General features: G+C 65.9%; 21 protein-coding genes. 10 read left to right on the top strand and 11 right to left on the bottom strand.

Annotated features, from left to right (window positions below; translation table 11 throughout):
- Window positions 1–24: 24 nt before the first annotated feature.
- Window positions 25–681: a TetR/AcrR family transcriptional regulator gene (locus tag ACHQ4I_RS03030; RefSeq protein ID WP_420770082.1), complete on the top strand. Its 657-nt coding sequence runs from the start codon at window positions 25–27 to the stop codon at window positions 679–681.
- 61 nt (window positions 682–742) lie between these two features.
- On the opposite strand, the gene ACHQ4I_RS03025 is transcribed toward ACHQ4I_RS03030, so the two are convergent.
- Together ACHQ4I_RS03025 and ACHQ4I_RS03020 are read right to left on the bottom strand one after the other, a co-directional pair.
- Window positions 743–1,738, bottom strand: a complete 996-nt coding sequence (locus tag ACHQ4I_RS03025; protein ID WP_420770081.1) for an oxidoreductase — start codon at window positions 1,736–1,738, stop codon at window positions 743–745.
- 79 nt (window positions 1,739–1,817) lie between these two features.
- Entirely contained in the window at window positions 1,818–2,888 is a 1,071-nt protein-coding gene (locus ACHQ4I_RS03020) for a DNA polymerase IV (protein WP_420770080.1), read from the bottom strand.
- 128 nt (window positions 2,889–3,016) lie between these two features.
- Here ACHQ4I_RS03020 and ACHQ4I_RS03015 point away from each other — a divergent pair, with 128 nt between their 5' ends.
- The 3 genes from ACHQ4I_RS03015 to ACHQ4I_RS03005 all read left to right on the top strand — a co-directional run bounded on the left by ACHQ4I_RS03015 (window position 3,017) and on the right by ACHQ4I_RS03005 (window position 5,202).
- Entirely contained in the window at window positions 3,017–3,616 is a 600-nt protein-coding gene (locus tag ACHQ4I_RS03015) for a DUF1707 SHOCT-like domain-containing protein (protein ID WP_420770079.1), read from the top strand.
- Between the two features lie 561 nt (window positions 3,617–4,177).
- On the top strand, window positions 4,178–4,738 hold the full coding sequence (locus ACHQ4I_RS03010) for a TetR/AcrR family transcriptional regulator (protein WP_420770078.1): 561 nt from the start codon (window positions 4,178–4,180) through the stop codon (window positions 4,736–4,738).
- Between the two features lie 20 nt (window positions 4,739–4,758).
- Window positions 4,759–5,202 carry a PaaI family thioesterase gene (locus tag ACHQ4I_RS03005; protein WP_420770077.1) on the top strand — a complete coding sequence of 148 codons (444 nt, stop codon included), beginning with the start codon at window positions 4,759–4,761 and terminating at the stop codon, window positions 5,200–5,202.
- A 62-nt stretch (window positions 5,203–5,264) separates the two neighbouring features.
- Here the strand turns inward: ACHQ4I_RS03005 and ACHQ4I_RS03000 are convergent, their stop codons facing one another.
- Both ACHQ4I_RS03000 and lon read right to left on the bottom strand, forming a co-directional pair.
- A complete protein-coding gene (locus ACHQ4I_RS03000; RefSeq protein WP_420770076.1) occupies window positions 5,265–6,935 on the bottom strand; it encodes an FAD-dependent monooxygenase in 1,671 nt (556 codons plus the stop codon).
- 107 nt (window positions 6,936–7,042) lie between these two features.
- Window positions 7,043–9,385, bottom strand: a complete 2,343-nt coding sequence (lon, locus tag ACHQ4I_RS02995; RefSeq protein ID WP_420770185.1) for an endopeptidase La — start codon at window positions 9,383–9,385, stop codon at window positions 7,043–7,045.
- Between the two features lie 388 nt (window positions 9,386–9,773).
- Here lon and ACHQ4I_RS02990 point away from each other — a divergent pair, with 388 nt between their 5' ends.
- The 6 genes from ACHQ4I_RS02990 to ACHQ4I_RS02965 all read left to right on the top strand — a co-directional run bounded on the left by ACHQ4I_RS02990 (window position 9,774) and on the right by ACHQ4I_RS02965 (window position 15,598).
- The gene (locus ACHQ4I_RS02990; RefSeq protein WP_420770075.1) at window positions 9,774–11,129 is read left to right on the top strand and encodes a DUF445 domain-containing protein; all 1,356 of its coding nucleotides are present in this window, start codon (window positions 9,774–9,776) and stop codon (window positions 11,127–11,129) included.
- Window positions 11,130–11,292: 163 nt separating this feature from the next.
- Window positions 11,293–12,081 carry a TIGR03084 family metal-binding protein gene (locus ACHQ4I_RS02985; protein ID WP_420770074.1) on the top strand — a complete coding sequence of 263 codons (789 nt, stop codon included), beginning with the start codon at window positions 11,293–11,295 and terminating at the stop codon, window positions 12,079–12,081.
- A gap of 351 nt (window positions 12,082–12,432) precedes the next feature.
- The gene (locus ACHQ4I_RS02980; RefSeq protein WP_420770073.1) at window positions 12,433–13,164 is read left to right on the top strand and encodes a hypothetical protein; all 732 of its coding nucleotides are present in this window, start codon (window positions 12,433–12,435) and stop codon (window positions 13,162–13,164) included.
- A 19-nt stretch (window positions 13,165–13,183) separates the two neighbouring features.
- Window positions 13,184–14,362, top strand: coding sequence for an L-2-hydroxyglutarate oxidase (gene lhgO, locus ACHQ4I_RS02975; protein WP_420770072.1), 1,179 nt, complete (start codon window positions 13,184–13,186; stop codon window positions 14,360–14,362).
- A gap of 149 nt (window positions 14,363–14,511) precedes the next feature.
- Entirely contained in the window at window positions 14,512–14,982 is a 471-nt protein-coding gene (locus ACHQ4I_RS02970) for an SRPBCC family protein (RefSeq protein WP_420770071.1), read from the top strand.
- Between the two features lie 10 nt (window positions 14,983–14,992).
- Entirely contained in the window at window positions 14,993–15,598 is a 606-nt protein-coding gene (locus ACHQ4I_RS02965; RefSeq protein WP_420770070.1) for a ribonuclease H family protein, read from the top strand.
- 109 nt (window positions 15,599–15,707) lie between these two features.
- On the opposite strand, the gene ACHQ4I_RS02960 is transcribed toward ACHQ4I_RS02965, so the two are convergent.
- From ACHQ4I_RS02960 to ACHQ4I_RS02930, 7 genes are all read right to left on the bottom strand, one after another.
- Window positions 15,708–16,391, bottom strand: coding sequence for a hypothetical protein (locus tag ACHQ4I_RS02960; RefSeq protein ID WP_420770069.1), 684 nt, complete (start codon window positions 16,389–16,391; stop codon window positions 15,708–15,710).
- 108 nt (window positions 16,392–16,499) lie between these two features.
- Window positions 16,500–17,678 (bottom strand): MlaD family protein, encoded by a 1,179-nt coding sequence (locus tag ACHQ4I_RS02955; RefSeq protein WP_420770068.1) that lies wholly within the window; start codon window positions 17,676–17,678, stop codon window positions 16,500–16,502.
- Window positions 17,675–18,781 carry an MCE family protein gene (locus ACHQ4I_RS02950; protein ID WP_420770067.1) on the bottom strand — a complete coding sequence of 369 codons (1,107 nt, stop codon included), beginning with the start codon at window positions 18,779–18,781 and terminating at the stop codon, window positions 17,675–17,677. The genes ACHQ4I_RS02955 and ACHQ4I_RS02950 overlap by 4 nt, the downstream gene beginning before the upstream one ends.
- On the bottom strand, window positions 18,778–19,890 hold the full coding sequence (locus ACHQ4I_RS02945; protein WP_420770066.1) for an MCE family protein: 1,113 nt from the start codon (window positions 19,888–19,890) through the stop codon (window positions 18,778–18,780). The genes ACHQ4I_RS02950 and ACHQ4I_RS02945 overlap by 4 nt, the downstream gene beginning before the upstream one ends.
- A gap of 5 nt (window positions 19,891–19,895) precedes the next feature.
- Window positions 19,896–20,891 carry an MCE family protein gene (locus tag ACHQ4I_RS02940; protein ID WP_420770184.1) on the bottom strand — a complete coding sequence of 332 codons (996 nt, stop codon included), beginning with the start codon at window positions 20,889–20,891 and terminating at the stop codon, window positions 19,896–19,898.
- A complete protein-coding gene (locus tag ACHQ4I_RS02935) occupies window positions 20,891–21,937 on the bottom strand; it encodes an MCE family protein (RefSeq protein ID WP_420770065.1) in 1,047 nt (348 codons plus the stop codon). Before ACHQ4I_RS02935 ends, ACHQ4I_RS02940 begins: the two co-directional genes overlap by 1 nt.
- Window positions 21,934–23,436: an MCE family protein gene (locus ACHQ4I_RS02930; protein ID WP_420770064.1), complete on the bottom strand. Its 1,503-nt coding sequence runs from the start codon at window positions 23,434–23,436 to the stop codon at window positions 21,934–21,936. The genes ACHQ4I_RS02935 and ACHQ4I_RS02930 overlap by 4 nt, the downstream gene beginning before the upstream one ends.
- Window positions 23,437–23,439 lie beyond the last annotated feature (3 nt).

The following is a 23,439-nucleotide window of genomic DNA, read 5'->3' as shown; positions in this document are numbered from 1 at the left end:
CTCGATGGTCGGATGCCAGGCGGGATGTCTGCCCGCAACCGACCTAGTTTCGCTACCAATTGTATCGAAACCGATAGTAGCGGAATCCGTTATCGTGTGGCCATGGCACCAGCGACCACATCCGCCAGACCGCCCGGCCGCCCACGCGCCGGCATCGACGCCGTGGTCTTCGCCGCGACGCTGAGCACGATCCACGAGCTGGGCTATACGCGCGCGACGATGGATCGCATCGCGGCGGCGGCGGGCGTCGCGAAGACGACGATCTACCGTCGCTGGCCGTCGAAAGGGGCGTTGATCACCGACTGCCTGCTCGACGCGTTCGGCCCGCTGCCATTGAAAGGCACCGGCAGAGAAGAGGTCCTGTCTTCGGTCATCCGCTGGTTCGCGGCGAGGCTCAGCGAGCCCGGACTGGGCGCGGCATTCGCCGGTGTTTTCGTTGACGCCGTCAGCGATCCGCCCCTGCGGGAGGTCCTGTCCACGCGGTTACAGGCGCCGTACCTGCGGGTGCTTCAGGACATGCTCGGCGAGCCGGAGGACCGGGTCCTGCTCATCATCGACATCGTCGCCGGAACCATGCTGCACCGGATGGGCATGACCGGCGCATCAATGGCCGATGCGGATGTCACCGCGCTGATCGAGATGGTTCTGCACCACCTCGCCACCCGGTCCGGCCCGGCCTGACCCGAAGCGAATACCGCGAAGCCCGGCTCGATACGTTCGAGCCGGGCTTCTTCGGTTGCGATCAGAATTCGCCGGCGACGCCGAAGACGGTGCGGCCGGAGTGGGTGCCGTGCTGGATGGCGCGCAGCACCTGTTCCGCGTCGGTGATCGGGGCGAAGTTCTCGATGGTCGAGAGGTGTTGGGGCCGAAGGTCGTTGGCGAGACGGGCCCACAGGGCGCGGCGCTTGTCGATCGGGACATAGGCGGAATCGATGCCGAGCAGCGACACACCGCGCAGGATGAAGGGCATCACGGTGGTGGGCAGATCCGAGCCGCCGGTCAGGCCGCTGACCGCGACCGCGCCGCCATAGCCGATGGCACTGAGGATGTAGGCGAGGGATTTGCCGCCGACGCTGTCCACCGCACCGGCCCACGCGGCCTTCGACAGCGGGCGGAGTTTGGCATCCGGATCCTGCGGCAGTCGGCCGATCACCTCGTTGGCGCCGAGTTCGGCGAGCAGATCGCCCGCATCGGTCTTGCCGGTCGAGGCGATCACCTCGAAACCGAGACCGGACAGGATATCGATGGCGACGCTGCCGACACCGCCCGTCGCACCGGTGACCAGCACCGCGCCGGTCTCCGGGGTGAGTTCGTGAGCGAGCAGGCCCTGCACGCTCAGTGCGGCCGTGAAACCGGCGGTGCCGAGCGCGGCCGCGTCGCGGGTGTCCAGACCGTCGAGCTTGACCACCCAGTCCGCGGGCACCCTGGCGTATTCGGCGAATCCGCCGTTATGCGAGACGCCGATGTCGTAGCCGTGTGCCACCACCAGGTCGCCGGGGGCGAAATCGTCGACCTGGGATGCGAATACCTCACCGGTGATATCGATGCCCGGGATGATCGGATAGTTGCGGACCACGCCACCGCCCGGGGTGATGGCCAGTCCGTCCTTGTAGTTCGCGCTCGAGTAGTGAACCTTGATCGTGACCTCGCCCGGTCCGAGGAAGTCCTCGTCGACCTGCTTGCGCTCGAGCACGATCCCGCTGTCCGATTCGTGTGCCACCATCGCCCAGAACTCCATGCCGACGAGCATACGAGCGTGGCCGCCGGCCGGGGCAGATCTCACGGACACCCCGGCGGCACGCCGTGTCGGCGGGGTGTCATTCGGGGACCAACTCGAGGCGGACGCCGAGGAGGCGGACCGGGCGGTCGAGTTCGAAGCGGTCGATGATGCGCGATGCGGCTTCGACGATCGTCGGGACGTCGGTGGTCGGCTCGGGCAGCTTTTCCTGTTTGCTGCGGGTGTAGAAGGTATTGGTGCGGACGGTCACCGCGACACGCAGCGGAACGCGGCCCGCGGCGGCCATCTCCTCGGCCACCTCGGTGGCCAGGCGCGCGACCTGCGCGCGGATCTCCTCGGGATCGGTCAGATCGTGCGGGAAGGTCTCGGATTTGCTGCGTCCCACCGGAATTCGCGGTTCGGTCGTCACCTCGGTATCGCCCTTGCCATGACCGAGGACCCACAGATACGGCCCGGTGTTCGGGCCGAATTCGGCGGCGAGGCGATGCCGGTCGGCGGCCATCAGGTCGGCGACGGTTTCGATGCCGAGCTCGGCCATTCGGGCCGCGATCCGATTTCCGATGCCCCACAACGCATTTGTCGGGCGATGCGCCATCACCTCGACCCAGTTCGCGGCGGTGAGCCGGAACATACCCGCCGCCGCGCCATCGGTATCGGCAGGTGCGGCCGAGGACTTGCCCGCGGACTTGGCGAAACCGGTCGCGAGCTTGGCCGTCAGCTTATTGTCGCCGATGCCGATGGCACAGGTCAGATCCAATTCGGCGATGGCGCTACGGATTTCGCGCGCCAACTGCTCGGGATCATCGGTATCGGCGGCGAGGAAGGCCTCGTCCCAGCCCCACACCTCGACGCGGCCGGGGAAGGTCCGCAGCAGCGCCATGACGTCCTCGGACGCCTCCTCGTAGGTCGCCATATCCAGCGGCAGGAAAATAGCGTCGGGACATTTGCGCTTGGCCGAGCGCAGCGGCATTCCCGCACGCACCCCGAATGCCCTGGCCGGATAGGACGCGCAGGTCACCACCTTGCGCGGTTCGTCGGGATCGCCATTGCCGCCGACGATGACCGGCAGGCCGCGCAGCTCCGGATGGCGGCGGAACTCCACCGCCGCCTGGAACTGGTCGAGATCGACGTGCAGCAGCCACCTGGGCATATGTCCGTCTTACCGCACGGCTGTGACAGGCAGCGGAAATTCGCCACAAACGGCCGTTGTCGACCAGGGAACGAGCCGCGCGTACCGACGTACGATTTCGGTCAGGACGAGCAAGGGGAGCATTGCGCATGACCGACGCACCGGACAACCTGCCCGCGGTCAGGGTCGGCGATATCGATCGCGAGGTGGCGGCACGGCAGTTGCAGTTGGCCGTCGACGAGGGGCAGCTCGACCTGATGGAGCTGGATAAGCGGCTGGTCGCGGTCTATTCGGCGCAGACGTCGACCGAACTCGTCGCCGTCACGGCCGATCTGCCGGTAATCGCGGCGGCCCGTGAACCGATCGAACTGCGCACCGGAAGTGGCGCGCGGGTGAAAGACGGGGAGTGGATCGTCCCGGCCGAGATCACGGCCGAATGTAGTTCCGGCGGTATCAAAATCGACTTCACGCAGGCGCTGTGCCCGCATCGCGAGGTCGCGGTGCACGTATCCGTCGGTTCGGGCGCGGTTCAGCTGATCGTGCCGCGCGGCTGGCGGGTCGACCTCGATCGGGTGCAGACCAAGAGCGGCACCGTCAAGAACAAGGTGACCGAGAGCAGTCTGCCCGGGTCGACACTGATCCGAGTCGACGGCGAGATCGGCTCGGGCACGGTAGTGGCGAAGCATCCGCGCCCGCCCCGGCGATCGTTCCTGGCCTGGCTATTGCGCAGGCCCCGCCCCACTGCCTGACAGTTTCCGCTTCGACTGCCCGGGCAACGCCCAGACGATCGTTTCCGGCCTGGCTGCATCAGCCCCGCCCGACGGCCTGACAGCCACTTTCGACTGGCGGGCAGCGCCAAAGCAATCGCTCCCGACCTGGCTGCATCAGCCCGCCCGACGGTCTGACCGTTCCACCTCGACTGGCCGGGCAACGCCCAGACGATCGTTCCCGGCCCGGCTGCATCAGACCCGCCCGACTGCCCGGCAGTTCCACTTTCGACTGGCGGGCAGCGCCAAAGCGATCGCTCCCTGTCCGCCTGCACAGCGTCCAGGCGATCGCTCTCGGCCCGGCTGTACCATTCCCACCCGACTGCCCGACAGCTCCACTTCGACAGGCCGGACAGCGCCTAAGCGATCGCTCCCGACCTGGCTGTGTCGGCCCCACCCGACTGCCTGATTCCACTCGGCTGGCCGGGCAGGCCCAAGCGATCGTTCCCGGCCCGGCTGCATCGGCCCCATCCGACTGCCTGACAATTCCGTTTCGAACGGCCGGGCATTGCGTCGTCCGCGAAACAGAACTAAATTCTGGTTATGAAGATTCGAGATCGGTTGCTGCTGGCGGCCGAGCGGCAGTTCGCGGAGCGGGGGACGTTGGAGACAACGCTGACTCAGATCCGCGATGCGGCGGGGGCCAGCGTGGGCGCTCTCTACCACCACTTTCCGGATAAGGCGGAGCTGTATCGCGAGGTGTGGGCGCATGCGCTCGCCGATTATCAGGAGCACTTCTGGGTTGTCGTCGGCGAAAGTACCGGCGCGCGGGAAGGAGTCACCGCGGGTGTGCTCGAGCACCTGCGGTGGGTCACCGAAAATCAGTACCGCGCAAAGGTTCTCACCTCGGCGCGGCCGCCCGGCATCCGCGAAAGCGACAGCAATCGCGAATTTCTGCGCAATGTACTGCGGTGGTGGCGCACTCACGCCCGCTACGGCGCGGTGCGCGATCTCGATTTCGATCTCGTCTACGCCCTGTGGCTGGGCCCCGCCCAGGAGTACTCCCGACATTGGCTCGGCGGCGAAATCCGAACCGCCCCAATAGATGTCGCGCGCGAACTCGCCGATGCCGCCTGGCAGGCGCTGGGCACAACGGACAACTGAAACCTCGGAACGGAGCCGCTATGCCCACCATCGCCCTCGACCTGGACCTCGCGCGGCAAGTGCTCGCCGCACAGCCGTTCGCACAGCTGGTCGGCACCGAGATCGCCGCATTCGGCGACGGCGCCGCGACCCTGATCATCCCCATCCGCCCCGAACTCGGCCAGCAATTCGGCTTCGTACACGGCGGCGTGGTGTCCTACGCGGCCGATAACGCCCTCACCTTCGCGGCCGGTACGGTGCTCGGCGCAAATGTCCTCACCGGCGGTTTCACCATCACCTACCTGCGCCCGGCCGCGGGCACCCGACTGCGCGCCGAGGCCACCGTCACCGGATCGACCCGCCGCCAAGCCGTCGTCACCTGCGAAATCTATGCCGAGAGTGCGGATTCCGAACCGGTGCTGTGCGCGGTCGCACAGGGCAACGCGCGCTCTGTCGAGCGCGAACTCGGGGCCAACGGTAACTGAAGAACGCTCCGAGACATGGGGCTTGTTCCTGGCGTGGCTGGCCAACGACACCGAGGAATGGTTCACGATTCCTCGGTGTTCGCGAGCGAACGCGGCCGCGGGGGGCAGGGGGCCGCACTGGTATCCAGCGCCGATTCGGCATCGGAAGACCAGCCGGTGAGCGAGCGCAATGTCGTGGTCAGCGAGCTCGGGTACAGACCCTCGTCGGAACGCGCCGCCACATGTCCATCCGGACGCACCAGCAGCGCACCGCCCTCGGGCAGGCCGGTGCGGGCGCCCCATTCGGCGGCCAAACCGTGTACGGCGATATCGATTCCGGTCTCCCGCTGCGCGCGCGCCGCGGCATCACGCCAGGCCGCGGATGTTCCGACGATCAGAATCGCGTGGCCGGGCCCACAGAGATCCAAGGTCGAGGTGGTCTGCTCGGCATCGATCCACAAGTGCGGCAATCGCGTTCCGACCTGTCCTGTCAACCGATCGACATGCGGCTCAACCCATTCGACGCAATCCGCGGGTTTACGCGATACCGCGCTCGACGAGTACCGGAAGCACGACATGACCGCCCCGAAATCCAACCGCTTCGCCAAAATGTCCGCGTTTTCCGGGGTTTCGATGCCGTAGCGGGCCTCGAAGTCGGTACCCAGATTGGCCTGTTCGGCGGCGATGATCGCACGTGACCACCGTTCGGCCTGATAGGAGTCGAGCAGTGCGGGCCCGCCCGTACCCGACAGCACGGCGGCCAGTTTCCAGACCAGATTATGTGCGTCGGCGACACCGGTATTGCCGCCGAACCCACCCCACGGGGCGTGCCGGTGGGCGGCGTCACCGGTGAGGAAGATCCGGCCGCGCCGATATTCGTCCGCCACGAAACTACTGTCGTCCCAAGCACTTCGCGCCAGCACCTCGACCTCGATATCGGGCACCCCGATCGCGGCGCGGATCAGCTCGACACAGCGCTCGTCCGGATAGTCCGCAGCCGTCTCGCGCGTCGGATCGTATTCGAGGTGGAAGGACCATTCGTCGGTGTTGTTCTTGGACAAGACAAGTCCGCGAACCGTGTCATTGCTGATCGCGCACTGGCTGAACGTACGACCACCCAGCACGCCCGTGAGATCCGTGCGCACAAAGACATTGATGTAGTGGTGCGTCGGCGGCACCTCCCAGCCCGCGATGCCCAACGCCCGACGGATCGGACTCGCCGCACCATCGGCCGCGATGAGGTAGTCGGCCCGGATAACCGAGCTGCGGCCCGATTCGTCACGCAGGGTTGCCGTCACACCCGCATCATCGGCCTCGAAATCGACCAGCTCGACCCCGAATCGGAGATCACCACCGCGTTCGCGGGCCTGCTCCGCGAGCACCGGCTCGAGCAGCACCTGCGGCAGGAAGCAGAACTGCGATGGGCTGGGCTCGGCCGCCGCCATCGCCGCCCGCAGGTGGCTGACATCCAGCGGCCGCGCCGCGCTCAGGCTGGTACCCCGGCTCGCACCGCCGAAGCTGTCCGCCCGCAACGCGGTCGCGGCGGCCTGCCGGACCCGATCCTCGACGCCGACCTGGCGGAACAGTTCGGCGGTCCTGGGGTGCACGCCGCGGGCCTTGGGCAGGGGCGATGTCCGGGTCCGTTTCTCGACGAGAACGTAAGGGACATTGTGGTACTCGAGGAACAGCGCGGCCGACAGTCCGACCAGGCCGCCACCGACAACGAGAACGGGAATCCGCTGCGTAGAAGTCATGCCACGATCGTGTGCGCATGGGCTTGCACTGCCCTTGCGTCGCGATCACGGGAACCATGCATACGAAACGGGCCGTGCCCGCAGGCACGACCCGTTCGGCCGAAATATCAGGCGCTCGCCGCGAAGGCAGGGGCGTCCAGGGCCGGTTCGGCGACCGGTTCGATGGCGTAGGCCAGGATGTCGGCCACATCGGCGACGGGACGAACATCCAAGGCGGCCAGCACTTCCGCGGGCACCTCGTCCAGATCCGGCTCGTTGCGAGCCGGAATGAACACCGTCTTCAGACCCGCACGCTGAGCGGCCATCAGCTTCTGCTTCACGCCGCCGATCGGCAGCACCCGGCCGTTCAGCGTGACCTCACCGGTCATGCCGACATCCGCGCGCACCTGCCGACCCAGCGCCAGCGACACCAGCGCGGTGACCATGGTGACGCCCGCCGAAGGACCGTCCTTCGGCACCGCGCCCGCCGGGAAGTGGATGTGGATATTGCGATCCAGCACCGACGGTTCGATGCCGATCTCCGCCAGGTGCGAGCGCACGTAGGTGAGGGCGATCTGCGCCGACTCCTTCATGACGTCACCCAGCTGACCGGTCAGGGTGAGCGCGCGCTCGCCCTCGGCGGCATTGGCCTCGATGTAGAGGACATCGCCGCCCAGACCGGTGACGGCCAAACCCGTTGCCACACCTGGGACCGCGGTGCGTTCCACCGAGTCCGGGGTGAAGCGCGGACGACCCAGGTAGTCCTTGAGGTTGTCCAGATCGATGGTCAACGACTCCAGCGCGTCGTAGCCCAGGTCGGCGTCGTAACCCAGCGACACCACATTGTCGGCCGAACCGTTTCCGTCCTCGGACAGCCGAGTCGCGGCCTTACGCAACGCCTTCGCGATCAACCGCTCCATCTGCCGGACACCGGCTTCCCGGGTGTAGTTGGCCGCCACCTCGCGCAACGCCTCGTCGGTGATCGAAACCTCCTGCGCCGTCAGCGCATTGCGCTCCAGTTGCCGGGGCACCAGGAAGTCGCGGGCGATGGCCACCTTGTCGTCCTCGGTGTAGCCGTCGACGGTGATCATTTCCATCCGGTCCAGCAGCGGGCCCGGGATGGTGTCCATGACGTTCGCGGTCGCGATGAACAGCACATCGGACAGGTCCAGATCCAGATCCAGGTAGTGGTCCCGGAAGGTGTGGTTCTGCGCCGGATCCAGCACCTCGAGCAGCGCCGCGGCCGGATCGCCGCGGAAGTCCGAGCCGACCTTATCGATCTCGTCCAGCAGGACAACGGGATTCATCGATCCCGCCTCCTTCATGGCGCGCACGATCCGGCCGGGCAGTGCGCCGACGTAGGTGCGCCGGTGACCGCGGATCTCGGCCTCGTCGCGCACGCCGCCCAGCGCGACGCGAACGAACTTGCGGTCCATGGCCCGTGCCACGGATTCACCCAGCGAGGTCTTGCCGACACCGGGCGGACCGACCAGTGCGAGCACCGCGCCGGAGCCACGTCCGCCGACGACCTCGAGACCGCGCGCGGCCCGCCGCGAGCGCACCGCCAGGTACTCGACCATGCGGTCCTTGACCTCGTCCAGCCCGTGGTGATCGGCGTCGAGTACCGCGCGGGCGGCCGAAACATCGGTGCTGTCGGTGGTTTTCACCGTCCAGGGCAGTTCCAGCACGGTGTCGAGCCAGGTGCGGATCCAGCCGGATTCCGGGCTCTGATCGCTGGCCCGCTCCAGCCTGCCGACCTCGCGCAACGCCTCGGCGCGCACGTCATCGGGGAGATCGGCCTGTTCGACCCGGGTGCGGTAGTCGTCCGCGCCGTCGGGCTCGTCCTCGCCGAGTTCCTTGCGGATGGCGTTGAGCTGCTGACGCAGCAGGAATTCGCGCTGACTCTTCTCCATGCCCTCGCGGACATCTTCGCTGATCTTCTCGGTGACCTCGGCCTCGGCGATATGCGCCTTGGTCCACTCGATCAGCTTGGTCAAACGCTGTGCGGTATCGGGTGTTTCGAGCAGCTCACGCTTCTCGTCGGCGGTCAGGTACGGCGCGTAGCCCGCGGTATCGGCGATCGCCGACGGATCGGTCAGCTGATTGACCGCGTCGATGATCTGCCAGGCCTCGCGGCGCTGCAGCACCGAAACGACCAGCTTCTTGTATTCGGCGGCAAGCTCTTTGGTGCGCCCGTCGGCGGCGGGCGTCTCGACCGGTTCGGCCTCGACCCACAGCGCGGCGCCCGGACCGGTGACCCCGTGGCCGATCTTGGCGCGGCGTTCGGCCTTGAGCACGGCGGCGGGCGCGCCACCGCGCATCCGGCCGACCTGTTCGATGGTGGCGACGACGCCGTAGGAGGCGTAGCCCTCGGTCAATCGGGGCGCGAGCAGCACCGCGTCGGTATTCGCGGCCCGCGCGGCGTCGATGGCGGCCTGCGCCGATTCGTCCAGTTCGATGGGCACGACCATGCCCGGCAGCACGATCGGATCGGTCAGGAACAGCACCGGCAGGTTCTGTGGTGTAGTCACGTGTTCGACCCTTCCAAAAGTTGAGCGATGCCCAGTCAACCCCGCGGCGATCACGTTTGTTCCAGAACCTTCCCCGCGTTCGCTCACGGCGAATCACGTTGTCGCAGATAGTTCTCTGACCTGGCACGATGCCGGGCTTTCGGTAATCCGATGTGCGCTGCGGCACAGTCCGACGCAGGACTTCGCGCGCCGCGGACGCGGTCCAAGACCTCGGCGCTCAGCCCCAGGTCCGCATTGACACTCCGTCGGAGCCAATGAGAATGTTGGCACCTAGATATCTCAGGTCCGGGATATCGCACCACTTGGGCGGCAGTAGGGGGATCACCCGATGACAACACTCGGAGCGGGAGTGTTCATCAATTGGGAAGAGCTGACCGGCCTGTCCAAGTTCACCGTCGATCTGATCACCTTCCCTATCTTCAGCGCCCTCGCCGGATGGCTCACCAACTGGACCGGTGTGCTGATGCTGTTCTGGCCCGTCATATTTCGCGGAATCCGAATTCCGGGCCTGCAGGTGTTGTATCCATATTTTCCGCGCCGAGTCCAGGTGCTGCCGACATTCTCCGGCGACGGCCGCCGGTTCGGATTCCAGGGCTTCATTCCGGCGCGTGCGGAGAAGATGGCCAGCATTTGCGTCGACAAGGCGCTCATGCGCATCGGCAGTCCGCGCGATTTCATCCACGAACTGGATCTGGAGAGTATTGCCGATTACATCGCGATACTCGCGAGCAAGCAGGTGCAGCCGCTGGTCGACGAGGTGATGTATCGGGAGAATCCGGATCTGTGGCGCGGCGTGCCGAAAGCCATGAAACAGATCATCTATCAGCGGGTGGATCGGGAATTACCAGCGTTGACCACGCGGGCCTTCGAATCACTCGGCGACAATGTCGACCAGCTGATCGATATCAAGAGCTTCGTCATCCGGTATCTGCGGGAAAACCCGTACATCCTGAAGGATCTGACCACCACCATCGCCGCCCCGGAATTGCGCTTCATGGTGCGGATCGGCCTGCTCGGCGCACCGTTCGGCCTACTGCTCGCGCTGTATATGCATGTGCACCACACCATTCCGGTGTTCGGCTGGGTGCCGGGCTGGGTGATCGTGCTGCTGGCCTCCGCGGCGATCGGCGTGATCGTCAATGTCATCGCCGTCAAAATGGTCTTCGAACCGGGCGATCCGCAGCCGCGCTACAAATATCTGTGGAAACAGGCGCTGCTGGCCAAGCGGCAGCCGCAGGCGGCCACCGACCTCGCGCATATCCTCGCCTACCAGGTGCTCACGCTGCCGAACCTGTCCAGGGAACTGCTCGACGGCCCCAATGGCGATAAGACCCGGCAGTTGATCGAACGGCTGGTCTCCGATGAGATCCATCGCCAACTCGGCCCGACCACCGCGATCGTGCGCGTCGCCTTCGGCCGCCGCCAATTCGACAATCTCAAGGTCGGCGCGGCGGGCGCGGCGGTCGGGCTGGCCCCGAGCCTGGTCGAGGACGAGGCGTTCACCCTCGAACAGGCCAAGAAGATCGACGAGTTCGCGGCGCGCAAACTCCAGGACCTCACCCCGGGGGAGTTCATGGAGATGTTCTACGCCTCGGTCGAACAGGATGCCTGGCTGCTGTACCTGCACGGTGCGCTGCTCGGCCTAGTGGTCGGCGCGGCCCACCTGACGATTTTCGGCTGGTAACCGGCACAATTCCGGTCCGCTGAGCCTTTCGAGCAACCTGCAAGCAGTCGCTAGCGGTGAGCCCATCCCAAATACAAGCACGCATGCTTGCATTTTTTTCGTCCCGCTGCGATCCTGAATCGCGACGGCGCACGTAGGGGTGCGCCTCGACGACAGGGATCTGATGGCCGATCTGGACGCGCTCCTGCGCGATTTCGCCGACGAATGCGCGGAGCTGGAACGAATCGTCACGCTGCCACCGGCGGACTGGTCGAAGCCGACGCCAGCGCCGGGGTGGAGCATCGCCCACCAGATCGGGCATCTGGCCTGGACCGACGAGGTCGCCACCATGGCCGCCGCCGATGCGGACGGCTTCGCGAAACTACTCGAGCAAGCCGCCCCGAAGGCATTCACCTTTGTCGACGAGGCCGCCGAGGAAGCTGCCACCACGCCGTCCGCCGAACTGCTCGACCGTTGGCGCAGAGGCCGCGACGCTCTGATCGAGGCCCTGCGCGCGGTTCCGCACGGCACCAAGCTGCCGTGGTTCGGACCGCCGATGAGCGCGGCGTCCATGGTCAGCGCCCGCATCATGGAGACCTTCGCGCACGGCCAGGACATCGTCGACGCGCTCGGGCTGACCAGAACGCCGACCGCGCGGCTGCGCACGGTCGCGCATATCGGCGTGCGGACCAGGAACTTCGCCTACAGCGTGCGCGGCAAGACCGCACCGGCCGAGGAATTCCGGGTCGAACTCACCGCACCGGACGACGGTGTCTGGGCGTGGGGCCCCGAAGACGCCGCCCAACGCGTGACCGGCCAAGCCCTGGATTTCTGTCTGCTGGTGACGCAGCGCCGCCACCGCGATGACCTCGCGCTCGAAGCCGTGGGTGCGGACGCCGCCGAATGGCTCACCATCGCACAGGCTTTCGCGGGACCGACGGGAGCGGGACGAGCAGCGGGCCAGTTCGACTGACCCGCCGAACCCCGACCGCCCGGTCCGACGAAGGAATCGGAGCGGGCGAGCGCCACCTTGGGTGCGCCGTTCGTGTCGGCCGGACGCCGTTGGCCGGGTGTCTCGATGTGGCAGTCGAGAATGACGCTCGCCAGCTATGTGTATTTACCCGGTTGTCAGCTGCCGGAAACATGAACGACGCCCAAATGGCTCGAATTCGCCATCGTGCAGGTCACCCGGGGGATTGTGAGGCTGATCTCCCCCATGGGGCGCCACCCGGGGCCGTCCCTGTAACCTGGACAAGCGTACGGCTTCCAACGATGCGGGCCGGACCGGTGAGGGGACCAGGGGCGGAGGGAAAGGATACGCATCGTGGCAGCACATAGACCTGCCCAAATCGCACGGTATGCCGCCATCGTCCTCGCGGGCGCCGCCAGCCTCAGCCTCACCGTCGTCTCCGGGGCCTACATCGTCCATCAGATGGCCGACACCCAGCACAGCAGCGGCGATATCGCGGCACGACCCGCGCGCACCATCCCGGATATCGGCACCGATTCGGGTCCGATGCGCTCGGAAGCCGTGCTGACCGGCGGAAGCCGCGAGCTGCCCGCACTATTCGCCCGCTTTCCCGCGGAAACCATAGACCCCGACGCGAAAGCCTCGCAGACCCATGCCGATTCGCCGACCGCGGCGCCCGCCGGAATCGGCGGCAAGCTGCGCATCGGCACCACCTACGTCGGCGCGCAGGTCGACCCGGGCCGCGCGAATTCCGTCGCCTTCACGTTGGACACCAATGCGCTGACGGTGCTATCGGATTTCCTGCTCTCCGAACCGGTTCGGGAACGCCTCGGTATCCACGCCGATCCCGGCGGCATCACCCAGCTGCGCACCGAGGTCGACACGCACACCGGCGAAGTGACACTGACCTTCTCGGATCCGACCCTCGGCGAACACGGGCTCCGGCTGGATCGCTACCCCACGCCGACCACGAAACACGGGCCGGGCGTGGACGACTCGACCGCGCCCGCCACCGACGCCACGACCACCGGCGACGCGACACCGAATCCCACTGTGGCGGCGGCGAAACGCACCGTCGTGGTCTAGTCCGCCTACGCTGCGTCCCATGTACGACTTCTGTGTCATCGGGGGTGGGATCGTCGGAGTCGCGACCGCGCATCGGATTCTGCAACGCCATTGCGGCGCCAGCCTCGTGCTCGTCGATAAGGCCAGCGCGTTGGCCACCCACCAGACCGGGCACAACAGCGGTGTCATCCATTCCGGCATCTACTATCCGCCGGACAGTCTGAAGGCGCGCCTGTGCAGACAGGGCGCCGCGTGGACGAAGGAATTCGCCGCGGCGCACGACATTCCGTTCGAGGTCTGCGGAAAACTGCTGGTGGCCACCGATGCCGCCGAGCACGAGCGGATGCTCGCGCTGCACCAGCGTTCGGTCGCCAACGCCGTCGATGTCGAATTGATCGACGCCGCCGAACTCACCCGCCGGGAACCGCATGTGACCGGCGTCGGCGCGCTGTTCGTTCCCGCCACCGGCATCATCGATTTCACCCGCGTCACCGCCGCGCTCGCCGAGCAGGTCCGGGCCGCGGGCGGCGAGATCGTGCTCGGCGCCGAGATCACCGCGCTCTCCGAGACCGCGGACGCGGTCACCGCATCCGGGCCCGCGGGCTCCTGGACCGCGCGCACACTTGTGGTCTGCGCGGGTCTACAGGCCGACCGGATGGCCGCGCTCGCGGGCCTGCAAACCGAGTTCCGCATCGTTCCGTTCCGCGGGGAGTACTACCAGCTACCGCCCAGCCGAGCCGGATTGGTGCGCACGCTGATCTATCCGATTCCCGATCCGGACCTGCCATTCCTCGGCGTCCACCTGAGTCCGACCATCGACGGCGCGCTGACCGTCGGCCCCAATGCGGTGCTCGGACTGGCCAGGGAGGGGTACCGCAAGGGCAGCTTCGACGCCCGCGACGCCCGTGCGGTGCTCGGTTTTCCCGGCTTCCACCGGGTGGCCCGCGCCAATGTGCGGACCGGGCTGCGCGAATTGCGCAACTCGCTGTTCAAGCGCGGCTACCTGGCCGAATGCCGACGGTACTGCCCCGAGCTGACGCTCGCGGACCTGCGGCCGCGCGAGGCCGGGATCCGCGCGCAGGCGGTGCTGCGCGACGGCACCCTGGTGCACGACTTCATGATCGAGCGCACGGCGCGTTCGATCCATGTGCTCAACGCCCCGTCGCCGGCGGCCACATCCGCCATGCCGATCGCCGAATACATCGTCGACCAACTCTGAACCCGATTCGATAGCTGAGCCGTCCGTCCCAGCAAACCAAGCGACCACCCGGTCATCCAACTGGAAAGCTGGCCAACCAAATTCCGGGCAACCACTCCAATAAAGAGGAGAGCTGTAGTACTTTTAGCGGCAGCCAACAGGGAGGGCCTATGGGCCACATCAAGTACGCGAGCGACGTCGGAGCCCCGGTCGAGGTGGCCTTCACCTATACGGACAACCATCTGTTCGTGCCGGATTGGATGTTCGGTGTCGCGGCGTTCGAGCCGAAAGGCGAGCTCGAACAGGGTTTCGGTGCGGTCTTCACGACTCGGGTCAGGCTGGGGCCGTGGCGGCCGACCATGGAGTGCGAGATCACCGAATACCGGCGCAATGTGGTGATCGGCTACACCTTGCGCGGACGGTTTTCGGGAACTTTGACGCTGCGCTTCGATCCGCTCGGCTACGGACGCTCGGTGCTGACCTCGGAAGCGGAGTACGCTCCACCGAGCGGGCTTTTCGGTCGCGTATGCCTGCGCCTGGTGGATTCCGCCGTGCGCTCGGCGCTGCGCCGCACCGAATCCCAGTTGCGAAGGGAGATAGAGGAATTCCACGGTACCGATCTTGTCGGTCGGATTGCGTAGGGTGCCAGCCATGATCATCGTGAGCACCGACGGATCCTGCCTCCGCAATCCCGGCGGCGCCATCGGCTGGGCTTGGGTCAATCATCAGGGCGGCTCGCGCAGCGGGGGAGCCGCCACCGGAACCAATCAGGTCGCGGAGTTGCGCGCGCTGCTGGAGGCGATACTCGCCCATCCCGGCGAGGAACCGCTGTTCATCGAGAGCGATTCGCTCTACGCGATCAAATGCGCCTCGGAGTGGATCTTCAGCTGGCGCACCAACGGCTGGCGCACCTCAACCGGCGGCGCGGTGAAGAACGTCGAGCTCATCAAGCAGATCGACCGGGCCATCGCCTCCCGGCCGGGACCGGTCCGGTTCCGTTGGGTGCGTGGACATGTCGGCAATTACTTCAACGAGATGGCCGATACCCTCGCGGGCGAGGCGGCCAGGCAGGCCGCGGCCTCGGCGGCCGCCGGCGAGGTGCCGACCGCGGAACTGCCCGAATTGCCGCCGGTAGTCGAGGACAAGACCGAAAAGACCACCGCCCTCGGCAATTCGGCCAGGGCAGCCAAATCCTCCCGGCCGCGGTCAGCGGGGAAGCCGGTCGCACCAGCACCTCAGGCATTGACCTTGTTCTGAGACCGCCGGGCGCGACCGGGCGCAAGACCGCCGGAAAGACCTCCGGGCGGGTGGTGCCATTCCCACCCGCCCGGAGGCGCCTTCGCAATTCAGTTGTCGACGTGCTTACTCAGTTGCCCATCTGCTTCAGGATCGGCAGATCGAACTTGTCGACGAGCCACTTGTCCCCGACCTTCTGCAGACCGGCCACTACCACGAGTTCCACCTTGCTCGGCGGCTTGTTCGCGGCGGCGATATTCACATTGGTGGTGGTCTGGCCGATCACCACCAGCACCTTCGCGCTGTCGGTACCGCCGGACTGGAAGCCGCACTGCATGTCGTAGGTGGACGAGGTGGCCTTGGCATCCACGACGACACCCTTGAGGTCCTGACCGAGCTTGGCGAACTGGTCCTTCCACTCACCGGTCGACGCGGCGTCCACCTTCTTCAGGTATTCGTCGATGGTCTGCGGATCGTAGGTCGAGATCAGCTTGCCGTACTCGCAGGCGGCCGTGGTGGCCGCGGCGTGCGCGTCCAACTCGTCGCCGCGAGTGCTGGCCTGCCGGTAGAAGACGACGACGGCGGTGACCGCCGCGACGAGCAGCACACCGGCGACGAAGGCGGCGACGATGGGCACCAGTGGGCCCCGCGCGTTGCCGCCGTTCCCGGCGTCCGGCGCCTGCTTCGGGGTCGGCTCGGCGGCTACCGCGTCGCCCGACTTCCCGATCTCGACCGTCTTGTCCTCGGCGGCCTTGGCGTCCTCTTTCCGGTCATCCGAGTTCTGGTTCTCGGCGCCGACATCATCAGTGGACATCGATACAATCCTGCACTTTCCCGGCGCACCCGAGCGCACCGATATTGCCTTGTCGGTCCGCATCGGACGAACCGTTCGCACTCTGCGGGCGAGTATCGCTGTGTCGACTCATCGCAGCGGCGGCGGGGTCATTTCATTCGGATCCGCTCCCGGCGGCATCTGCGCACCGTTATCCGGAACGTTCGGCCGCGGCGCATTCGCCGAACCGCGAACCTGCAGCCCGGGCGGCGGGTTTTCACAGTAGTTCCACTTGGGCACCGTGCCGTCCTGGATGACCTCATTGCGGATCGGCGTGTGCTTGTACTGGCAGATCGGCCGAATCCAGATGTCGACGACAGTGTAGAACTCACCGTCGTGCGCTGGCACACCCGCGGCCGACAGGCCGAGGTTCAGCGACGGGAACAGCGCCTGCAGCGCCGGCACCCGCAACTGCGCGGCCTTGGTCATCGCGGCGAAGTTGGCCGCGAGACTGGTGATCGGGTCGGCCGTCTTGTCCAGCACCGCACCGAGACTGGTCAGCTGTCCCGGCGCCTTCTCCAGGACCGCCTGCAATTCGGCGTTGGCATTGTTGAACTGGTCGAACAGCTGGCCCGAGTTGCGGGTCAGCGTCGCCAGATCGGGCTGCGCGTGTGAGGTGGTGTCCGCGATGGTGCGCAGGTTGGTGATCAGATTCTGGGTCTGCGGCAGCAGATTGTCGAAACCGGCCATGGCCAGGCTGATGCCGTTCACCATGCCGCGCAGCTGATCCGGGCCGCCGCTGAGTGCGGTGTCCAGGTTGGACAGGATGACACTGAATTTATCCGGATCGAGCTGGGCGATCAGCGCGCTGGAGTTGTCGAGCACCGAGTAGATCGGGGTCGGGGTCTTGATCTTGTTCGCATCGAACTTGATTACCGAGCCGTCCTCGAGGAATGGTCCCTGCTCGATATTCGGCCGGAAGTCGATGTACTGCTCACCGGCGCCGGAGAGCGCGCCCACCGAGATATTGGTGTCCTGCGGAATCTTGAACTTCGAATCGATTTCCGCGGTCGCGGCAATGGACCGTCCGCGATCGACCAACTCGATGGAGGTCACCTTGCCGATGCGGTAGCCGCGCAGCGTCACATCGTTGCCAGGCTGCAGACCACCGGAGCGGTCCAGGTCGACCTTGACCGAATAGGTCGACTTCAACGGGTTGATCCGCATGACGCTCACCAGCAGGTAGCTGGCGCCGATGATGAATACCAGCACCAGGCCGATGGTGGACAGCAGCATCTTGCGCTGCATCAGTTTGCCGAGCCAGGTCATCGGTGACCCCCCTGCAGTCGTCCCTGAATTGCCTGCAGGACGGTGATCAGGCTGCCCGCGAAGTCCGAGAGATCACGGCCGTCGAAGAACTTGCCCTGTCCCGGATCCGACAACAAGCTGAAGTTGTGGATATTGGTGAGGGTCGCGTAGACCGCGAGGCTGTTGCCTTTGAACGACGCGTCGACCGGACCGCGCATCTCGTGCAGCGCGTCCAATGCGGGACCGAAGTTCTGCTCGGTCTGCGACAGCGCGTTCATGAGTTTGTGCACGTTGTCGAGTAGATCGCTCAGCTGATCGCTCGACGTATTGGCATAGTCACCGAGCGCGGCACTGGTCACCGAAATCTTCTGCAGCAGATCGCCGATGGCCCGGTTGTTCTCCGCGACGGCACCGATCATCTGCGGCAGCGTATCGGCGACCTGGCCCAATTCCCCATGCCTGCCCTCGATGGTGCCGGCCAGCGTGCTGAACTGGGCGAGCACACTGTCCACCCGGGCGCTGTTGTCGTTCAAACTGCCGACCACGCCGGTCATTTCGGTGATCAGATGCGCCATCTGATCACCGCGACCGCCGACAATGGAGTCCATCTCCGAGGTCAGCTTGGTCAGCGCGGCGACGCCACCGCCGTTGAACAGCATGGAGACCGAGATCAACAGCTCCTCGACGGTGGCGCCCGCCGAGGTCTTGTCCCGATCGAGGGTGCTGCCGTCGTGCAGCATCGGCGCACCCGGTTCCGCCGCGGGCTTCTTCACCGCGATGAACACATCGCCGAGCGGGGTGGCCTGGCGCAGTTCCGCCGTAGTGCCGACCGGCAATTCGATGTCCTTGCTGATCTTCAGATCGACGATGGCCTCGAAGTTCTTGGTCTCGATCCTGGAGACGACGCCGACGTCGGAGCCACCGACCTTCACCTTCGCCTGATCCGGCAGGTTCAGCGCGTTGTCGAATTTGGCGTGCACGGTGTAGGTTTCGCCGGTTACGCCCGGTTTGGGCAGCGGCAGCTTCTCCACCGTGAGACCACAGCCGGAGGTGATGGCCACCCCGGATGCCGCCGCCAGCGCGATCAGCGCGCGGCGGGCTTTCAACGTGAACCGGTCGCTCATTTGGTCATCCCCAGCAGTGCCGCAGTAACACCAAGGTCGGGACCCAGGTCCTCCAGTTTGCCGGTCCGGCAACCATCCGAGCGCATCTGAACCCGTTCACAGAACACGCTCAGCAGTTCGCCGTTGAGGAAGGTCGGCAGGTTGCCGTGCAGCCGGACGTATCCCAGCTGCCGGTTCATCGACCGGTCGAGGTTCTGCATGAGCAGCGGCGCCAGGTCGACGACCTCGGTGACGCCGCGGGCATTGGCGCGCAACTGATCGGTCACCTTGGTCAGACCGGCGAGCGAGCTGCCCAGCTGATCCTGGTACTGCACGAATACCGAACTCGTATTGGCCAGGAAGTCGTTGAGCTGCTGCAGCGTGGCCTCCAAGCCGGGGGCCTGATCGGCCAGCAGTCCGGTCATCTGCGTCATCCGATTGCTGAAATCGCGTACGGACTGGTCGTTTTCGGCCAGCATCGTGGTCAGCTCGTTCAGCTTGACGATGATGCTGGAGACCGCGTCCTTATTGTCGACGCCGACCTTCAACGCACCCGAGAGCGCATTGAGGGTGTCGCGCATCTTCTCGCCGTTGCCGTTCAACATCGGGTAGAGCACCCGACCGGAGAGCGGGCCGATGCCCTCGGACCCCGGTTCCGGCTTGAGCGCCGCGGCGAACTGATCGATGGTCTTGAGCATCGTGTCCAACTCGACCGGCGTCTTGGTCTTCGCCTTCGGCAGATGCGCGCCGTTGGACATGGTTTCGCCCTGGGTGTAGACCGGGGTGAGTTCGACGTGCCGGTCGGTCACGATGGACGGCGAAACGATCGCCGCCATCGCGTCTTTCGGGATCTTGACGTCCTTATCGATCGTCATGTGCACCTCGACCATGGTGCCCTTGGGAATGATCTTGTCGATCTTGCCGACCTGCAGACCGAGCACCGTGACCGGATTGCCCTCGAAGACACCGGCGATGTTCTCGAAGTCCGCGGTGATCGTCATCGTGTTGCCCAGTGCGCTGTTGACCGAACTCGGCACCAGCGAGCAACTGCCGATGGCGAGGGCCGCGGCGCTGATCATCAGTGGTTTGGCGATGCGCCCAACATTCGGGCGACGCAGGTTGATTCGCATCAGTCTCATCCCTGGCACCCCTCGACCAAGTGGGCGAAGCACAGCCAGTTGTCGGGGAAGCCCCACGGCAGGCCGACCTCACCGTACGGTCCATTGCCGAACACATTGTTGAAGGTGCGCACCGACACCGGCATGATCTGCAGCAGCCGGTCGAGGTTGTCCTTATTCTTCTGCAGGCCCTCGGCCATGGTGTTCAACTGCGCGATCGTCGGGCCGAGCTGGTTGTTGTTGGCCGCGCCGATCTCCTGCAGCTGGCGGCTCAGCGTCGACACATTGTCGAGCAGCTGGCGCAGCAGGGTCTGGCGCTCCATCACCCGGTTGGCGATGGCCTCGCCCTGGGTGATCACCAGCAGCACGCTATTGCGATTGTCGCCGAGGATCCTGGTGACCCGGTCGAGATCCTTGAGCAGGCTGTCGACCTCTGCCTTGCGTGAATCCATCACCTTCGCCAGCGCGCCGACACTGTCGAGCGCCTGCGCCGTCAGCGCGGGCGAATCGCCCATCTGCTTGTTGATCAGGTCGAGCGAGGCGGCCAGCTGTTTGGTGTCGAGCGCCTCGAACTTCGGCGTGCCGTACTCGACCACATCGGCCAGGTTGTACGGAACCGAGGTGTTGGACAACGGAATTCGGCCGTTCTTCAGCCCCGATCCGTCACCCGGGTCCAGATCGACGTAGCGCGCGCCGAGCAGCGTCGCCATCTTGATCGAGGCCCTGGCATCGGGCCCGAGCTTGACGTCGTCGTTCACGCTGAGGGTGAGCAGGATATGCCCGTTCTCCAGCTTCGCACCGGCGACATGGCCACTCGGGACACCGGCCACATTGACCTTGTCACCGACCTTGACCCCGGCGGTCTGCACGAACTCGGCCTTGACCGTCTTCTCGCCGACGCCGATCAGCTTGTAGACGCTGGAGCCGATCAGCAGCGCGATGACGAGGACGCCACCGATCACGCCCAGCCAGAAGTACCGATTGCTGTTGAACCTGTCCTTGATCTTGGTCATCATGGGCGGCACACCGCCGACTGTCCGTTGCCGCCGATCATGGGGAGCAGGCCCCGGGGGAGCAGGATGCCGTACAGCGAGATGTCCAGCTTGCACACATACGCGTTGGCGTAGGCGCCGTCCTGGCTGAACTTGCCCAGGTCGGCCAGCACCGCGGGCAGGTCGATCGCGGCCTGGTCGAGCTTGGCGCCGTTGGCGATCAGCAGCGTCAGCGCGGCGCTGGTGGAATCCTGTGCGGTCGCCAGCTTCGGCTTGATCTTGGCCATCATGTCGACCAGGGAGCTGGTCGCATCCGCGATCTGCACCGTGGACGATTGCAGCGACTGCCCCTGGTCGTACAGGCCGCCGATCAGTGCCCGGGTCTGGGTAACCAGGGTCTCCAATTCATCACCTCGCTTGGCCAACCCGGACATGACGCCGCTGAGGTTGGTGATCACATCGCTGAGAATCGCGTCTCGGCGCTGGAAATCCGTGGCCAGGGTGGCGGCTTGAGTGATGAACGCGCTCAACGAAACCTGGTCACCCTGCAATGCCTGGATGAAGGTCTCCGAGAGCCGGTTCACCTGCTCGGGCTGCAACACCTGGAACAGCGGCTGGAATCCGTTGAGCAGTCCGGACACATCGAACGACGGTTCGGTGCGCTCCAGCGGAATGGTGGCCTTGTTCTTCAACGCCGCCGGGCTCGCCGCCTTGCCCGGCGCCAGCGCGACATAGCGCTGACCGATCAGGTTCTGGTAGCGCACCAGCGCCTTGGTGTCGTCGTACACCGTCTGGTTGCGCTGCACGATGAACGTCACGTTGGCGACGGACTTCTTCTTGTCCTTGGGATCGCGGCTGAGCTCGATCTTCTCGACCTTGCCGACCCGCACACCCGCCATCCGGACGTCATCGCCCTCGCGCAGGCCGAGCACATCGCTGAAGGTCGCGGTGTAGGTGTTGGTATCACCCTCGACCACTCGCGCCAGCGTATTCCAGACGACGACGGTGACCAGGATCGAGACGATCGCGAAGAGACCGAAGCCGATCAGCGGTTTACGAATGCTCATTTGGCGGTACCACTTTCGCCGACCTGCAGGGTGCCCCCGCGCATCGCCGAACTGAGCAGCAGATATTCGGCCGCTGTCGGCCGACGACCGAGCAGCGCCACGATAGCGGCATCTCCTTCGTACGAAATCGGAGCGGCGGATGCGGGCGCACTCGCCGGTCGCACGGGTGCGGCCGGAGCCGCGGGCTGTCCGGCGGAGGGCTGGGCACCCGGCGCGGGCGGCGCCAGATTCGGGAACAGACCCTCCAGCGGGGTACCGGCGAACGGGCTCGCCGGCTTCGGCTCGCTCGACGTCGACGCGAGCGGATCACCCGGCGAGGTCAGACCCGGGATCTCCGGGAAACCCGCGGGCAGCGGCAGTTTCGCCAAACCCTGCGCCGTTTCCAGCGAACGCGGCTTCATCGAGTCCGGCAGATAGCCGGGATCGGAGACCGCCGGTGCGGTGGCGCAGCTCGGGCCGGCCAGGTTGCCGTAGCGCGGGCAGTCCGCCTGTTCGTATGGCCGGTACGGGGTGAGGGTGATACCCGCGTTCCAGACCATCTGCCGCTGCGGACCCCAGTGGAAGGTCTGGCCCAGCTTGCGCAGCGAGTTGTTCAGCGAGGCAATGGTGTCCGGAATCGAATTCGCGTCCGCGGCGATCGCGCCGAACATATCGCTGGTGCCCGCGGTCACCTGCTTGCCGACATCGCCGTTGCGGGCGAACAGGCCGTTGACCGTATCCACCGTGCCTGCCGTGCCGGTGATCAACGCGACCAGCGCGGAACGGTGATCGGCGATGGTCTGCGCGGTCTTCACCGAACTGCCGAGCACGTCGAGCAGTTCGGGCGCGGACTGGTTGAGCGCGTGCGCCGAGGCCGAGAAATCATCGAGCAGCACACCGAGATTCGGGATGGACTCGTCCACCGAGGTGAGCCACTTGTCCAGCCGCTCGATGGTGGAGCCCGGCATCCGACCGCTGCCGTCCAGCGCCTGGGAGAGCGTACCCAGCACCCGGCCGAACTGCACCGGGTCGAGTTTGGTGAGGACGCTGCGGACCTTGGTGAGGGTGTCCTGCAGTGCGATGGTGCCCTGGCTGCGGTCCTCTTCGATGACCGAACCCTCGTGCAGGTACTTGTCCACCGGATCGGTGGGGGGGACCAATTCCACCGAGGTGACGGCGAACAGGTTGCTCGGCACCACCCGCGCGGTCACGTTCGACGGAATGCCGCCGGCGAACTCGGGCTTCAGGTCGATCTTCACCTCTTGCGACTCGCCCTTGGCGACGACGTCGACCTCCTTGACCGCGCCGACCAGCACGCCGCGGAACTTCACGTCCGCCTCGCTCGGCAGCCCGTCACCGGTGGATTTCAGATTGGCGACCACATGCACCTTGGGCACGAAATAGCCTTCGTACCTGGCCATCAGGAAGCCGAGGATCAGCGCGAAGACGACGAGTCCGCATACGCCCGCGATCAACAACTGTCGCATGGTGGGACCACGCCCACTGGGATCGATGATCATCTC

The organism is Nocardia nepalensis (assembly GCF_048910785.1).
GTDB lineage: Bacteria > Actinomycetota > Actinomycetes > Mycobacteriales > Mycobacteriaceae > Nocardia > Nocardia nepalensis.
The sequence above is the reverse complement of the archived record's forward strand: the minus strand, read 5'-3'. Positions and strand labels throughout refer to the sequence as shown.

Excerpts from the sequence above, each read along its gene's own strand:
- ACHQ4I_RS03020 (WP_420770080.1), bottom strand. The coding sequence starts at position 2,888 with ATGCCCAGGTGGCTGCTGCACGTCGATCTCGACCAGTTCCAGGCGGCG.
- ACHQ4I_RS02950 (WP_420770067.1), bottom strand. The coding sequence starts at position 18,781 with ATGAGCGACCGGTTCACGTTGAAAGCCCGCCGCGCGCTGATCGCGCTG.
- ACHQ4I_RS02940 (WP_420770184.1), bottom strand. The coding sequence starts at position 20,891 with ATGACCAAGATCAAGGACAGGTTCAACAGCAATCGGTACTTCTGGCTG.
- ACHQ4I_RS03025 (WP_420770081.1), bottom strand. The coding sequence starts at position 1,738 with ATGGAGTTCTGGGCGATGGTGGCACACGAATCGGACAGCGGGATCGTG.
- ACHQ4I_RS02990 (WP_420770075.1), top strand. The coding sequence starts at position 9,774 with ATGACAACACTCGGAGCGGGAGTGTTCATCAATTGGGAAGAGCTGACC.
- ACHQ4I_RS03010 (WP_420770078.1), top strand. The coding sequence starts at position 4,178 with ATGAAGATTCGAGATCGGTTGCTGCTGGCGGCCGAGCGGCAGTTCGCG.
- ACHQ4I_RS02965 (WP_420770070.1), top strand. The coding sequence starts at position 14,993 with ATGATCATCGTGAGCACCGACGGATCCTGCCTCCGCAATCCCGGCGGC.
- ACHQ4I_RS03000 (WP_420770076.1), bottom strand. The coding sequence starts at position 6,935 with ATGACTTCTACGCAGCGGATTCCCGTTCTCGTTGTCGGTGGCGGCCTG.
- ACHQ4I_RS02970 (WP_420770071.1), top strand. The coding sequence starts at position 14,512 with ATGGGCCACATCAAGTACGCGAGCGACGTCGGAGCCCCGGTCGAGGTG.
- ACHQ4I_RS03005 (WP_420770077.1), top strand. The coding sequence starts at position 4,759 with ATGCCCACCATCGCCCTCGACCTGGACCTCGCGCGGCAAGTGCTCGCC.
- ACHQ4I_RS02930 (WP_420770064.1), bottom strand. The coding sequence starts at position 23,436 with ATGATCATCGATCCCAGTGGGCGTGGTCCCACCATGCGACAGTTGTTG.
- ACHQ4I_RS03015 (WP_420770079.1), top strand. The coding sequence starts at position 3,017 with ATGACCGACGCACCGGACAACCTGCCCGCGGTCAGGGTCGGCGATATC.
- ACHQ4I_RS02935 (WP_420770065.1), bottom strand. The coding sequence starts at position 21,937 with ATGAGCATTCGTAAACCGCTGATCGGCTTCGGTCTCTTCGCGATCGTC.
- ACHQ4I_RS02945 (WP_420770066.1), bottom strand. The coding sequence starts at position 19,890 with ATGCGAATCAACCTGCGTCGCCCGAATGTTGGGCGCATCGCCAAACCA.
- ACHQ4I_RS02985 (WP_420770074.1), top strand. The coding sequence starts at position 11,293 with ATGGCCGATCTGGACGCGCTCCTGCGCGATTTCGCCGACGAATGCGCG.
- ACHQ4I_RS03030 (WP_420770082.1), top strand. The coding sequence starts at position 25 with ATGTCTGCCCGCAACCGACCTAGTTTCGCTACCAATTGTATCGAAACC.
- ACHQ4I_RS02955 (WP_420770068.1), bottom strand. The coding sequence starts at position 17,678 with ATGACCTGGCTCGGCAAACTGATGCAGCGCAAGATGCTGCTGTCCACC.
- lon (WP_420770185.1), bottom strand. The coding sequence starts at position 9,385 with ATGGTCGTGCCCATCGAACTGGACGAATCGGCGCAGGCCGCCATCGAC.
- ACHQ4I_RS02960 (WP_420770069.1), bottom strand. The coding sequence starts at position 16,391 with ATGTCCACTGATGATGTCGGCGCCGAGAACCAGAACTCGGATGACCGG.
- lhgO (WP_420770072.1), top strand. The coding sequence starts at position 13,184 with ATGTACGACTTCTGTGTCATCGGGGGTGGGATCGTCGGAGTCGCGACC.